Origin of the sequence: Ectobacillus ponti (assembly GCF_024294785.1) — a bacterium.
Classification (GTDB): Bacteria; Bacillota; Bacilli; order Bacillales; family Bacillaceae_G; genus Ectobacillus; species Ectobacillus ponti.
Genome location: NZ_JANCLT010000001.1, coordinates 378096 through 391692 on the forward strand (window position 1 = coordinate 378096; position 13597 = coordinate 391692).

Annotated in this window: 14 protein-coding genes and 1 other annotated feature; of the genes, 2 read left to right on the plus strand and 12 right to left on the minus strand. The window is 51.1% G+C overall.

Translation table 11 applies throughout. From position 1 onward, the window contains the following. Window positions 1-52: 52 nt before the first annotated feature. The 8 genes from minD to NK662_RS02065 form a co-directional block, all read right to left on the minus strand. Window positions 53-868 carry a septum site-determining protein MinD gene (minD, locus tag NK662_RS02030; protein WP_254756837.1) on the minus strand — a complete coding sequence of 272 codons (816 nt, stop codon included), beginning with the start codon at window positions 866-868 and terminating at the stop codon, window positions 53-55. Between the two features lie 2 nt (window positions 869-870). Continuing rightward, window positions 871-1554 carry a septum site-determining protein MinC gene (gene minC / locus NK662_RS02035; protein ID WP_254756839.1) on the minus strand — a complete coding sequence of 228 codons (684 nt, stop codon included), beginning with the start codon at window positions 1552-1554 and terminating at the stop codon, window positions 871-873. Window positions 1555-1604: 50 nt separating this feature from the next. Continuing rightward, window positions 1605-2123 (minus strand): rod shape-determining protein MreD, encoded by a 519-nt coding sequence (gene mreD, locus NK662_RS02040; RefSeq protein ID WP_254756841.1) that lies wholly within the window; start codon window positions 2121-2123, stop codon window positions 1605-1607. Between the two features lie 16 nt (window positions 2124-2139). Next, window positions 2140-2994: a rod shape-determining protein MreC gene (mreC, locus tag NK662_RS02045; RefSeq protein WP_254756843.1), complete on the minus strand. Its 855-nt coding sequence runs from the start codon at window positions 2992-2994 to the stop codon at window positions 2140-2142. Between the two features lie 17 nt (window positions 2995-3011). Continuing rightward, window positions 3012-4031 carry a rod shape-determining protein gene (locus NK662_RS02050; RefSeq protein WP_254756845.1) on the minus strand — a complete coding sequence of 340 codons (1020 nt, stop codon included), beginning with the start codon at window positions 4029-4031 and terminating at the stop codon, window positions 3012-3014. A gap of 146 nt (window positions 4032-4177) precedes the next feature. Beyond that, window positions 4178-4855: a RadC family protein gene (radC, locus tag NK662_RS02055; RefSeq protein WP_254756847.1), complete on the minus strand. Its 678-nt coding sequence runs from the start codon at window positions 4853-4855 to the stop codon at window positions 4178-4180. Window positions 4856-4868: 13 nt separating this feature from the next. Further along, window positions 4869-5429: a Maf family protein gene (locus NK662_RS02060; protein ID WP_254756849.1), complete on the minus strand. Its 561-nt coding sequence runs from the start codon at window positions 5427-5429 to the stop codon at window positions 4869-4871. 154 nt (window positions 5430-5583) lie between these two features. Continuing rightward, complete coding sequence (locus NK662_RS02065; protein WP_254756851.1) at window positions 5584-6498, minus strand: SPOR domain-containing protein; 915 nt, start codon at window positions 6496-6498, stop codon at window positions 5584-5586. Between the two features lie 242 nt (window positions 6499-6740). Here NK662_RS02065 and tatC point away from each other — a divergent pair, with 242 nt between their 5' ends. After that, complete coding sequence (gene tatC / locus NK662_RS02070; RefSeq protein ID WP_254757429.1) at window positions 6741-7457, plus strand: twin-arginine translocase subunit TatC; 717 nt, start codon at window positions 6741-6743, stop codon at window positions 7455-7457. Window positions 7458-7503: 46 nt separating this feature from the next. On the opposite strand, the gene NK662_RS02075 is transcribed toward tatC, so the two are convergent. Both NK662_RS02075 and NK662_RS02080 read right to left on the minus strand, forming a co-directional pair. Continuing rightward, window positions 7504-8799, minus strand: a complete 1296-nt coding sequence (locus tag NK662_RS02075; protein ID WP_254757431.1) for a bifunctional folylpolyglutamate synthase/dihydrofolate synthase — start codon at window positions 8797-8799, stop codon at window positions 7504-7506. A 122-nt stretch (window positions 8800-8921) separates the two neighbouring features. Further along, on the minus strand, window positions 8922-11600 hold the full coding sequence (locus NK662_RS02080) for a valine--tRNA ligase (protein ID WP_438503580.1): 2679 nt from the start codon (window positions 11598-11600) through the stop codon (window positions 8922-8924). Window positions 11601-11603: 3 nt separating this feature from the next. Further along, window positions 11604-11820 (minus strand) — a binding site (T-box leader). Window positions 11821-11989: 169 nt separating this feature from the next. Between NK662_RS02080 and NK662_RS02085 the strand changes: the two genes are divergently transcribed. Next, a complete protein-coding gene (locus NK662_RS02085) occupies window positions 11990-12184 on the plus strand; it encodes a YszA family small membrane protein (RefSeq protein ID WP_254756855.1) in 195 nt (64 codons plus the stop codon). 27 nt (window positions 12185-12211) lie between these two features. On the opposite strand, the gene NK662_RS02090 is transcribed toward NK662_RS02085, so the two are convergent. Both NK662_RS02090 and ysxE read right to left on the minus strand, forming a co-directional pair. Next, the gene (locus NK662_RS02090) at window positions 12212-12418 is read right to left on the minus strand and encodes a zinc ribbon domain-containing protein (RefSeq protein ID WP_254756857.1); all 207 of its coding nucleotides are present in this window, start codon (window positions 12416-12418) and stop codon (window positions 12212-12214) included. Window positions 12419-12531: 113 nt separating this feature from the next. After that, complete coding sequence (gene ysxE / locus NK662_RS02095) at window positions 12532-13572, minus strand: spore coat protein YsxE (RefSeq protein ID WP_254756859.1); 1041 nt, start codon at window positions 13570-13572, stop codon at window positions 12532-12534. Window positions 13573-13597 lie beyond the last annotated feature (25 nt).

Consider the following 13597-nt stretch of genomic DNA (forward strand, 5'->3'; position numbering starts at 1 on the left):
CGAAAGCGCTTTCATCAAGAAATAAAAAGCACCTCGTGCAAAAACGAAGTGCTCAGCGAATGCCCAAAAACTTTTTCACTTTTGTCAGAACGCCCGTTTTTCCCTGGTCAAGCGGCTGCAGCGGTACAGACTCGCCAAGAAGACGGCGGGCAATATTACGGTAAGCCAGAGACGCCTTTCCATTCGGCGAGCTTACCACCGGTTCGCCTGTGTTGGTCGCGCGCAGAACGGCTTCATCATCTTCAACCACTCCCAGCAGGTCAATGGACAGCATGCGTACGATATCCTCTACATCCAGCATTTCATCTTCCTTTACGAGGTGGCCGCGCACACGGTTAATAATGAGCTTCGGCGGTTCAACAAGCTTTACCAGCTCAGCCCTGTCCTCCAGCATGCCAATGATACGGTCGGCATCGCGCATGGAAGAAATCTCGGGGGTTGTAACAACAATTGCCTTGTCAGCACCAGCAACCGCATTTTTAAAGCCTTGTTCAATGCCGGCCGGGCAATCAATTAATATGTAGTCGAAATCAGGGCGCAATTCATTGATGATTTCCCTCATCTGCTCTGGAGTGACAGCTGACTTATCACGTGTCTGCGCTGCCGGAAGCAGATACAGCTCCTTGAACTTCTTAATATGGACCAAGGCCTGCGGCAGCTTGCAGCGTCCTTCCGCCACATCCACCAGGTCAAACACAATGCGGTTCTCAATTCCCATGACGACATCCAAATTACGCAATCCGATATCTGTATCAATCATGCATACCTTTTTGTCAGCCGTATAAGCCAGGGCAGTTCCAAGATTTGCGGATGTCGTTGTTTTTCCGACACCGCCTTTTCCAGATGTAATAACAATTGCCTCTCCCACAGCTATATGATTCCCCTTTCTAACCTCATCAAATTAGGCCTAAGATGCGTGAGGTGCTGAATCCGGTCCACCACAATCCGGTCCTGTTCATCAATGTAGGCGCACTCCATCGCCTGGCCCGCTCCTTTATAATCAGGTGTCCGATTCATCACGTCACTGATACGCAGCTGCAAGGGGTTCATAAGTGATGCTGCAATCACTGCTTGCCGATCGCCATAGCAGCCCGCATGCGCAACGCCCCGCAATGCTCCCATGACAAAAATATTGCCGCCGGCCATAATGGTGCCTCCGGGATTCACATCCCCGAGCAGCAGCAAGTCGCCGTCCACCTGCAGCACTTGGCCGGAACGGACCATTTTTGTAATGGGGACAATCTCTGTTTCCCGTTTCCAATGCAAGGCTTGTTCTCTCGTAATGACATTGCTTTCAATAACATCCACTACAAGATTCTTTTTCGCACGGACTAGCGTTCGCAGCTGCTCCTCCTGCTCTGCAGTCAGGTAGCGGTTTCCGACCTTTACCTGCACCTCAAGAAGCGGACGGTCTCCGCCATCGTACAAATGGGTGGAGAGCTTCTCATCTAATTCCCGCAATACCTCTTCAAATGAGCAGGTGTCATCAAGGTGCAGCGTTAACCCTTCCTTCGTTCCTTTTATTACAATATGCGGCTGTTTTTTGTCCTTCACCAATGCTCACCCCACCGATTCATTTCGACATAAAATCAGAAATTCCTCTTTTACTTTTCCTCTGCTGCTGCCAATAAACGCAAAAGAAGCTTACGCAGCGGAAAACTAAAGAGAACAAGGAAAATTCCGTTCAAAAGCAAGGTCGGAAGCAGACGGTCGGCAAAAAAGACGGCATGCGCCATATCCGTGCGCCCAAGCAGCCGCAGCAGCCCATACACATAATACTCCAAGCCTGCCACACCAAAGAGAACCAACACGGACACAATCAGAAAATTAACCTGCAAAATGCGCATGGCGTTGGATACAAGATAAGCGAGCAGCGGATACGCAAACACATAGACTCCGATCAGTTCTGTGTACACAATGTCGACCAGCAGGCCGTATATACAAGCTAAATAAATTCCCTGCGCAGCATTATAATAGATCGTGATCAGCAACAGAACCACGAGTAAAAAGCGCGGGGCCACAATCGTATGCTCACCGAATAGATTAGTAGGGGCAATCGCAGAAAATATGCTTTCCAATAAAAACACAAATAACAACAGCAGAGGCAGAACCGCTTTTTTCATTATAGTCCCCCTCTGCTCAGTTCAACGGCTGCTCGGACGCAGGCATGGTCCGCTGTGCCACCATAACATGATCAATGTCGTTCAAGTCTGCTGCAGGCTTTACGTAAGCAGTTTGTGTCAATCCGTAGTCATCCGGAGTTACATCCGTAACTGTGCCGATGACGAGATTGTCCGGAAAAACGCCACCGAGCCCGGAGGTTGTCACAATCTGGCCCTTTTTCACCTTTGCCGCGGACGGAATTTTGGAGAAGATTAAGGCTTGCTTTTCCTTGTCATAGCCTTCAATCAGCCCAAAAATCCTGCCGTCCTGGATTACAGCAGAAATTCTGTTTGTCCGATTCAACGAACTGAGCAATTCCACAGTTGCAGTGAACTGCCCCACACTGCGCACCTTACCGATCAGGCCCTTTTCTGTAATTACTGCCATATCCTTTTTAATCCCATCCTGGGAACCCTTATCAATCGCAATTAAGTCGTACCATTTGTCCGGGTTGCGCTGAATGACAGTGGCAGCCAGTGGTTTATAATCCTGCAGCGAAGCTGTTTTGCCGATTTGCTCTTGCAATTCCTTGTTTACCTTTTCCAGATACTTCACTTGCGTTGCAAGCTCCGCGTAGTCATCCAACTGTGCTTTCAGCAGCTTATTCTCTTCGTATGTACGCTTAATATCCTCAATATTTCGGAAGAAGCCCGCAAAGTATGCTGCGGGCTTCTGCAAAATACGTTCCGTAATCCCGACGGTGTCTTTCACAAACTGCTCCGGCCACGTCAAGCGCTGGCGGTCCTTCAGGGAAACGCCGATCAATGCCACGAGAAGAATAATGCTGATTAATAAAAGAAGTAATCGCTTGTTCAAGAAAAACTGAGGCACATTTACACCCTCTTAAATCAGCTTAATTTTGTTTTAAACAAATCGATGTTATCCAGAGCTTTTCCAGTTCCGATTGCCACACAATCCAGCGGATTCTCCGCTACAATAACAGGCATGTTCGTTTCCGCGCTGATCACCTTGTCCAAATTGCGCAGCAAAGCGCCACCGCCCGTCAGTACGATTCCGCGGTCCATAATATCCGCCGCGAGTTCAGGAGGCGTCTTCTCCAATGTGTTCTTGACAGACTCCACAATCGCATCCACTGTGTCCTTCAGTGCCTCGGCAATTTCCTCTGCACGGATGAGCACCGTTTTTGGCAGACCGGTAATTAAGTCACGGCCGCGGATTTCCATCGGCTCAATGCCTTCACCCGTACCGGCAGATCCGACTTCCAGCTTCAGCATTTCCGCTGTCCGCTCACCAATCATCAAATTATAGTTTTTCTTAATGTACTGGATGATGGACTCGTCCATTTCATCCCCGGCCACGCGAATAGACTGGCTCGTTACAATGCCGCCAAGAGAGATGATGGCCACTTCTGTTGTACCGCCGCCGATGTCCACGACCATACTGCCCGTTGGTTCCCAAACCGGCAGATTGGCGCCGATTGCCGCTGCAAATGGCTCTTCAATCGGATATGCATCACGGGCACCCGCTTGGCGCGTTGCATCAATTACTGCACGCTTTTCTACAGCTGTAATGCCTGATGGCACGCAAACCATTACATATGGCTTGCGGGAGAAAAATCCGTTCGATTTCTGTGCTTGTTTAATATAGTATTTCATCATAATTGCTGTTGTTTCATAATCTGCAATAACGCCGTCCTTCATGGGACGAAGCGCTACAACATTCCCTGGTGTACGGCCGATCATTTTCTTTGCATCATTTCCAACTGCCACAATGTGCTTTGTATCCGTCTGTAAGGCCACGACGGACGGCTCACGCACAACTACACCTCTTCCTTTTACATACACGAGTGTGTTTGCAGTTCCCAAATCTATTCCAAGGTCACGGGTAAAACCACCAAATCCAAGCATGGGTATCTTCCTTTCCAAACCGAAAATACATTATTTTCTATTTCAAAGCTTCTACGTCTCTATATATGACTTGTCTTATTGTTCACAAAACCCTATAAAAAACTCATAAATCACATTATAAAACAAAACGAAAAAAATGAATAGCCTTAAATATAACCTTTTTCTTTGAGGCTGACAAAGCGGTGCTCACCGATAATGAGGTGGTCCAAAAGCTCCACTCCCATTATCTTACCACATTCCGCCAATCTTTTGGTGACTTCAATATCTTCCCGGCTTGGCGCCGGGTCTCCGGAGGGATGGTTATGAAGGCAAATGAGCGAAGCTGCCGAGCGGCGAAACGCCTCACGGAACACTTCGCGCGGATGGACGATGGAAGCATTCAGGCTCCCGATGAAGACTGTCTGGCGATGAATGACTTGATTCTTTGTGTTTAAGTACAGACAGACGAAATGCTCCTGCTGTAAAAAACGCATTTCCTCCATCATGTATTTGGCACAGTCCTCAGGGCTCCGGATGCTGTAGCGTTCCTTGTATTCAAGGCGTACCATGCGCCGGCCCAGCTCAAATGCGGCAATCAGCTGGATCGCTTTCACCGTGCCGATTCCGTGAAGACTTGTAATCTCTTCAATTGTCGCATCCTTCAGCAGACGCAATCCATCAAAATGGCTGAGAATTCGATTTGATAATGTCATAACACTCTCTGCTTTCGAGCCGGTGCGCAGTAAAACAGCCAGCAGCTCCGCATTGGAAAGGCTGCCGGCTCCCTCGCTTATCATACGTTCTCTTGGCTGGTCCCCCTTTGTCATCTCCCGTATTCCGGTCATATACGCCGCCTCCCTACTCTAAGAAATACTGAAGTTCACGCTTCAAACGGGCTACCGGCAGGCCTACAACAGAGTAATAATCCCCATGTATTCCTTTTACAAGCACGGAGCCTTTTCCCTGTATGCCGTAGCTTCCGGCCTTATCCATCGGCTCTCCTGTGTCGAGGTATGCAGTAATTTCCGCTTCCGTCAGCTCCCAGAAGGCGACCTCTGTTCTCTCATAGAATGCGGTCTGCCGCCCGCCTGCCAGAACGGCCACTCCTGTATACACATCATGAATCTGCCCCGAAAGCGCACGGAGTGTCTCTGCCGCTTCCTCGCGGCTCCCGGGCTTGCCCAGCATTCTGCCTTCATGTACGACAATGGTGTCCGCTCCAATTACAATGGCGTCACCATGCAGCCGGGCAACCGCTGCCGCCTTCTGCCGTGCCAGGGACATGACAGCCTCCTCCGGTGTAATACCCGGCTCTACAATTTCTTCTACACTGCTGGTTATGACTGTGAAGGGCATCTGTAAATAACCAAGCAGTTCCTTTCTCCGGGGAGACCCGGAGGCCAAAATAATTTGCTTCATTCTGCTCACCTTTCCCGTTTTGGAAGGAAGATACTGCTTCCATCGTAGCAAACTCCTCTTCCCGAATTCAAACGGAGGCATTCTTTCTTCCTTTTACTGAAAAAAGAAAGAAGCCTCTCAGCTTCTCTTTCTTTCCTTTGCCATTATACCTGTTTTATGCCTTAGGCAGCAAATTCTGGTAGGAAGCCAGCCCCTCAAACAGCAGCTGCTGCAGCTTGGTGAAGGAGGCTTCGCCCTGCTTTGTCTCATAATCCTTAAGGGCGTCATACGACAAAGATATATACGTTACGAACTTTTTAATCTCCTCCTGCTTCACTTTGCCGCTTTCCTTCACAAGTGCCTGCACTTCCTTCTCAAGCGCTCCCTGTTTGGCTGTATCCGGTTTTCCGGACGTATACACCGCGGAGGACTGCTCCACAAGCGCGGAGAAGAGGCTTTCTCCTTTTACAATCAATGCGCTGTACGGCTCATAGGCAGCCGGGAGCTTGCCCTCCGGCACCTGCCATGCCTTGTAGGTTCCCTGCTGCTTGTTCAACAGCTTGTCTGCCGTCTCCTTATTGCTGGCCAATCCGGTGAACAGCCGGTATTTGCCGTCCTCGGAAGCCAAATAAGCCGGCAGCCCCTTCTTTTTTGCATCCGCCAAGGCGGCTTCGCCGTTTTCCTTTTTACTGAAAACACCGCTTTGCACCATATGCAACTGGAGCACCTGCAGCTTTGCCGGTGCAGCCGCCGCTTCCTGCTTTACCGGGGCTGCCGCCGGCGGCACAGATGCAGGCACTGTTTGCGCCGCGCTGCCTCCATTCAACAGCTGCAGCATGCCAAACCCAAAGCCGGTGCCAAGCATAACTGCGGCGCCGACAGTAATGGCAATGCGCTTGCCTGCCCTGTTTTGCTGCTTTGCGGGCTTTGTCTGTGCTTCCGCACGAAAAGGCACCACATTATTATAGGAAGGTTCTGATTCCTCCGGCAGAATCCATTGAAATTCATCCTTTTGTGTCTCATCCGCTTCTGTATAGGATGTTTTCACACCGTTCACTCTCACTAAGATTTTCGGAGATTGCTTGTCCATCTGTTTCTCTCCTTTCCTTGTCCGCATCGTAACATATGCTTGATAAAAAAGAACGGGAGATTTGTCAGGATCCCTTCGTCAAATTCCTCTTTGTTTCATGTTTATTCATGCCTGCCCGGGAATAGAAGCATCCGCGGAAAAATCTCCTCCCGCCATGTCAGATTGTGAAATTGACGCACAACGGAGTAAGTGGAACAATTGAGAAAAGCTGCAACCACAGAGGGGCTGACACAATGGAAAACATGGGAGTAGTAGAACATTTGGAGGAGCTGCGAAAACGGCTCCTGATTACAATCGGCTGGTTTCTTGTCTTTTTACTGGCTGGCTTTCTGTATGCAGGGCGCATTTACAGCCTACTGACCGCAGGGCTGCCCTTCAGGCTGACCGTGCTGGGACCAAGCGATGTTTTGTGGGTGTACTTTGCCTTGTCGGGCACTGCCGCGTTGGCTTTCACTTTGCCTGTGGCCGGGCTGCAATGCTGGCTGTTTGTAAAGCCGGGGCTGCATGCCAATGAGCAGAAGGCGGCATTATCGTATATTCCGTTTCTGTTTTTGTTATTTGCCGCCGGGCTGCTGATCGGCTATTTTTTTGTGCTGCCGAACATCTTCCATTTTCTGAACCTGCTTGGGCAGGGCATGTTCACGGAAATGTATACGGTCGACAAATATTTCACCTTCGTCTTTGACCTTGTTGTCCCATTCGCTGCCTGCTTTGATATGCCGGTCATTATTATGTTTTTAACATCCATCGGCTTGATTGAGCCGTCCCTTCTGCGGCGCGTGCGGCGATACGCTTACTTCATTCTGGTGGTTGTCGCCTGCTGCATTTCGCCGCCGGATTTTGTATCCCACATTTCCGTTTCCATCCCCCTGATTTTGCTGTATGAATGCGGCGTGCTGCTGGCAGATGTCGGCTACCGCAGGCGGCTGAGACGGTTGGAACGGTATGAGAAGGCTTAAATAAACAAAGGGAGCACAGATTCATGATCATCTGTGCTCCCTTTGTTTATGTTTGCAGCATGTAGGCCCGGATCTCGGAGATAAAGTAAAGCGATCCTGTAATGATGAACGCATCTCCCCCGGTCAATGACGGCAGCACCTGCTCCAACGCTTCCTGCCAATCATCAAAGACTTCATGCTCCTTCCGGCAATGGGCTGCCAGCAGACGAGGTGATACGGCCCGCGGAAAATCAAAGGTGGTGAAGATGAGGCGGTCCGCAACTGTCTCCAACTGCGCAATCATACGGTCCGCTTTCTTATCGCCCAAAGCGCTGAACAGCACCGTGATTCGTTTATCGCTGTAGTGGGTCCGCAGCGTCTCCACCAGACTGTGCACCCCCTCCGGATTGTGGGCGCCATCAATAATGACGAGCGGCTCTGTGGACAGCGTCTCAAAGCGGCCGAGCCAAAAGGCCCCGCGCAGCCCCTCCCGGATGTGCTCCTCCCCGATGAGGAAGGATTGGTATGTTTTCAGGTAAAATACCGTCATCAACGCCAGAGCGGCATTTTGCACCTGATGGGCTCCCCTCATGGAGATGCACAGATTCTCATATGAAGCAAACGGGCATTGAAAGTGGAACTGCTCGCCTGATGCGCTGCTCTCCGTATGCTCGACAGCAAACTGTTCCCCAAGCTTGTACACCTTGGCCTGCTTCGCGGCTGCTGTCTCTTGGATCACTTCATATGCATCCGGCTGCTCCACCCCCGTAATCAGCGGAATGCCCGGCTTGATAATGCCGGCCTTTTCCCCGGCAATTGCCGGCAAAGTTTCACCGAGAATGTGCATATGGTCGTAACCGATCGTGGTAATCACGGTTGCGACCGGATACACGACATTGGTGGAATCGAAGCGGCCTCCAAGTCCCGTTTCAATCAGTACGATATCACATGGATTCACTATACCGAAATAATAGAACATCATGACCGTGATCACTTCAAACTCTGTTGCCGCTCCCAGGTCCGTCTCCTCCAGCGCCTCTACAACCGGACGCACGGCGGCAACCAGCTCTGCCAAGTCCTCATTTGAAATTGGTGTGCCATTGATGCTGATCCGTTCATTGAAGACTTCAATGTACGGTGAGGTAAAAGTGCCGACCTTATACTCGGCTTCCTGCAGAATGGCACGCATATACGTGAGTGTGGAGCCTTTGCCGTTTGTTCCCGCGAGATGGACACTTTTCAGGCGGCGCTCCGGGTTGCCAAGCTCCCCCAGCATCCATTCCATCCGCTCCAGCCCCGGCTTAATGCCAAATTTCAGCCTCTCCTGAATCCACTGCAGTGCTTCTTCGTATGTCATGCTGATTCCCCCTTGTCACAAAGCAGCCCGGCATGCGATGCCGGGCTGCTTTTTTATTTTGTCCAGCTTCACCGGCTAGCCCACCGCCAGGGAGGTTCTGTGGGCTGAACAGCCGGTTTCGCTTTTCCTTATTTCCGCAGCTCTGCCACGCGTTGGCGGACTGCTTCACGCTTCTCCATATAATCTTGCTGCTTTTTGCGTTCCTCTTCAATTACCGCAGCCGGAGCTTTCTTGACAAAGCCTTCGTTGCCGAGCTTCTTCTCCACACGCTCCACTTCGCCGTCCAAACGCTTCAGTTCTTTTTCCAGACGGGTGATTTCCTCATCCAGATTAATCAGGCCTTCCAGCGGCAGGAACAGCTCTGCGCCTGTCACCACGGCGGACATGGACTTATCCGGCGCTTGCAGGTCAGTGCCGATCAACAGCTCGCTCGGGTTACAGAAGCGCTCGATGTAGGAGCTGTTTGTCTGCAGGCTTGCCAGTGTGCCGGCATCCTTTGCCTTCAAATACAACGGCACCTTCTTGCTGAGCGGTGTGTTCACTTCCGCGCGGATGTTGCGTACTGCGCGGATGATTTCCACCAGCAGCTTCATGTCGTCTGCTGCCTTCGCGTCAGTCAGCTCTTCGCGAACCTGCGGCCAGGCGGCAACCGTGATGGACTCGCCCTCATGCGGCAGATGCTGCCAGATGGTTTCCGTTACAAACGGCATGAATGGATGCAGGAGGCGCATCGTATTGTCCAGCACGTAAGCGAGGACAGAACGTGTTGTCTGCTTTGCCGCTTCATCCTCACCGTACAATGGCAGCTTCGCCATTTCGATGTACCAGTCACACAGGTCATCCCAGATGAAGTTGTACAGCGCACGGCCTACTTCGCCAAGCTCATACTTGTCGACATTCTTTGTCACACTGTCGATAGTCTCGTTCAGACGCGTCAAAATCCACTTATCTGCAACAGACATCTTGCCTGTCAAATTGATGTCTTCGTGCTTCATGTCTCCCATGTTCATCAGGGCAAAACGGGATGCGTTCCAAATCTTATTGATGAAGTTCCACGTTGCCTCCACCTTTTCCGTGCTGTAGCGCAGGTCCTGGCCAGGCGAGCTGCCTGTGGACAGGAAGTAACGCAGGGCATCAGCACCATAATTCTCAATGACATCCATCGGATCCACACCGTTGCCAAGCGACTTGCTCATCTTGCGGCCCTGCTCATCGCGGACGAGACCGTGAATGAGTACATCCTTGAATGGGCGCTGCCCCGTGAACTCCAGACCTTGGAAAATCATCCGGGATACCCAGAAGAAGATGATATCATAGCCTGTTACAAGTACGTCTGTGGAATAGTAGCGCTGGAAATCAGGCGCCTCTTCGTTCGGCCAGCCAAGTGTGGAGAATGGCCAGAGCGCAGAGCTGAACCATGTATCCAGTACGTCGTTGTCCTGCTCCCAGTTTTCGGCATCAGCCGGCGCTTCCATACCAACGTAGATTTCCTTTGTCTCCTTATGGTACCAAGCCGGAATGCGGTGGCCCCACCAAAGCTGGCGGGAAATACACCAGTCGCGGATGTTCTCCATCCAGCGCAGGTACGTCTTTTCAAAGCGGTCCGGCACAAAGTGTACCTTTTCCTCCTTGCTTTGCAGCGCAATGGCTTCGTCTGCCAGCGGCTGCATTTTGACGAACCACTGTGTGGACAAGTACGGTTCAACAACAGCACCGCTGCGCTCGCTGTGGCCGACAGAGTGCATATGCTCTTCAATCTTAACGAGGACACCCTGCTCCTGCAGATCCTTCACAAGCTGCTTGCGGCAGGTGAAGCGGTCCATGCCCTCGTACTGGCCAGCGTTTTCATTCATGGTGCCGTCTTCGTTCATCACGAGGATGCGCGGCAGGTCATGGCGGTTGCCGATCTCGAAGTCATTCGGGTCATGCGCCGGCGTAATTTTTACTGCACCAGAGCCGAACTCCTTGTCAACATAATCATCGCCGACAATCGGGATTTCACGGCCAACGATTGGCAGAATGGCTGTTTTGCCGATGAGATGCTTGTAGCGCTCATCTTCCGGATGAACCGCGATGGCTGTATCGCCAAGCATGGTCTCCGGACGGGTTGTCGCAATTTGAATATAGCCGGAGCCATCGGACAGCGGATATTGCATATGATAGAAGGCGCCCTGTACATCCTGATAAATCACCTCAATATCAGAAAGTGCCGTGCGCGTGGCCGGATCCCAGTTGATGATGCGCTCGCCGCGGTAAATCAGGCCCTTGTTGTACAGCGTTACAAATACCTGGCGAACCGCATCAGACAGTCCTTCATCAAGCGTGAAGCGCTCACGTGTATAATCCAGGCCAAGACCGAGCTTTGCCCACTGGGAACGGATGTGTGACGCGTACTCTTCCTTCCACTCCCATGCCTTCTCCAGAAACTTCTCGCGGCCCAGGTCATAGCGGGATACGCCTTCCTCGCGCAGCTTCGCTTCCACCTTTGCCTGCGTTGCGATGCCGGCATGGTCCATGCCCGGCAGCCATAATACATCATAGCCCTGCATCCGCTTCGCGCGCGTTAAGATATCCTGCAGCGTTGTATCCCAAGCATGGCCCAGGTGCAGCTTGCCGGTTACGTTCGGCGGCGGAATCACAATTGTGTACGGCTGCTTTTCCGGCTCGCCTTTTGCCTCAAAATATTGTCCCTTCAGCCACCATTCGTAGCGGCCTGCCTCAACCGACTTATGGTCATACTTCGTCGGCAGGTTTTGTTCGTTCTGTTCCACGGAAAATCCCTCCTTAAAATAAAAAAACTCCCTCATCCAGAAAAGGACGACGGAGATCGCGGTACCACCTTTTTTCGCAGGACAAGTCCTGCACACTCAAATCTGTAACGGGTTACAAGCCCGGCTTCCTCTACTCATGTTCAAAGAAGCTGCTCAAGGGCGACCTTCAAGCACTGTCATCCGGGCAACCTTTCAGCCGTGGGTTTCCCTCTCTGATGATGCAGCATGCTCTACTCTTCCCTGTCTTTGCATTTCGCTATTGACTTTTGCTATACAGTATAGTCTAAAAAATTTAGCTGTAATCGTCAATAAGGTTTTCCAAATTTTTTATAGCCTATGCGTCCGTACAAAAAATGTGTGTGCTGGGCACATCAAATGGGCAGCCTGCATATGGTAGGAGTAATCACACATTCGGAGGTCTGATTATGCGTCGCTTTCGGCGTACCTACAACTTTTCCACACCGTCCTGGCTGCGGGATATCCAGACAATGCTTGGCGATTTCATTATCCCCATTGCTGTGTTTCAAGCGTTGCGCACCCTGATTTTCCCAACCTTCTTTGACTTTATCCTGCTGGCTGTCCTGATTGGTCTTGCCGTGAAAACATACTATCAGCCGTAAGAAAATCCCCCGCACGCGCGGGGGATTTCATCCACCGAAAAACAGATCCAATACGTTGGACATGCCCGAGGATTGCCGGTTGTAAAACTCGGAATAGCCGCATTGCTTGCAGTACACGACAAGAAACTGATTATGCTGCACATCAAACAGCTTGGAAAGTCCTGTTCCGGTCACTGCGACCTCCTTTTGTCCGGCATCCCTGCTGCCGCATTTGATACAGCCCTTTTGCTCCATCCCGCTCCCGCCTTTCTGCCATATTCCACTTCTTTATTTTACCATTCCAGCTCCAAAAGGGCAGAAGAATTTTACCCGCATGCAGAAGAAAGCCCCCTCTTGCGGAGGGGACTTCAGCTTTGCTGCTGTTGCTGCGCTTGATATTCAGCCGCCTGGATTTGCGTCAGAAAATACTCGACGTTGCTTACCTGCCAGTGGACCTGCTGCAGCTTGGCGGCCAGCTGCAGCTCATCGTGTTCGCTGCGTGCTTCCCGCTTCTGCCGGTAGCGCAGCACCTGATTCGTAAACCGCTGCGGGTACGCCAGGTAGGCAAGCATCAGCTTCTTCTCCTCTGCGGTAAACGGGAAGCTGCGCTGATAGATTTGATACCATTCATACCGGTCATTCCGGGCAATCGGATACGTATCGAAGGAACGGTTATAAAATTGGACGATATCCTGCACCGGTGTGGAGAATTGGGAGTTTTCCAGACTGATAAAATAGCCGTTGCGCTGATGATCAAACAAGAAATGATTGACTGATACATTGCCGTGGATGAGAGAAATGCGCGTTTTCTCCTTTTCCTTCATCATCTCCTGCCACTCCTCCAGCCGCTTATTGGCAAACTCTTGCGCTTTGGAGATGTGATGATGGAAGGTACAATATTGTAATTCAAAGGGAGACATATACCAGCGGTTCTCGCACTCTACAACAAACTGCTCGAGCATATGCTGCTCCTGCTCCCAATGGGCCGTCAATGTATCGTAGTGGTGCTGGACGAGGTCCTCATGAATCTCCTCCTCCCGCAGCGTCTTTTGGTGCAGCTGTCCCAGTGTTTGAAACATCTTATGATACTGGTCTCCTTCGTCTCCCTTCGCATCCAAGCTGTCCAGCCACGGCATCAGGTAATAACGGTTCTCTTCATCGGACAGAATATGCTGGCCGTCGCTTGTATGGTAGATGGGGGCAAAGTTGGTAAAGCCCTTCTCTGACAAAATTTGCAGGTGCTGCATCAGGTTGCTGCGTTCCAATCGTTTCGGCTTCAGCCTCTTCAGCGCATATGGCCCTTGGCTCGTATAAATTTTAATAACGCTTCCGTACTCCTCCAGATGCTCGGGACGGAGCTCATATCTTTGCAAAAGCGGCGAATATCGGTCTCTCAGTTCAGGTTCCATGAAATCGACCCCTTCTTGCCGAATT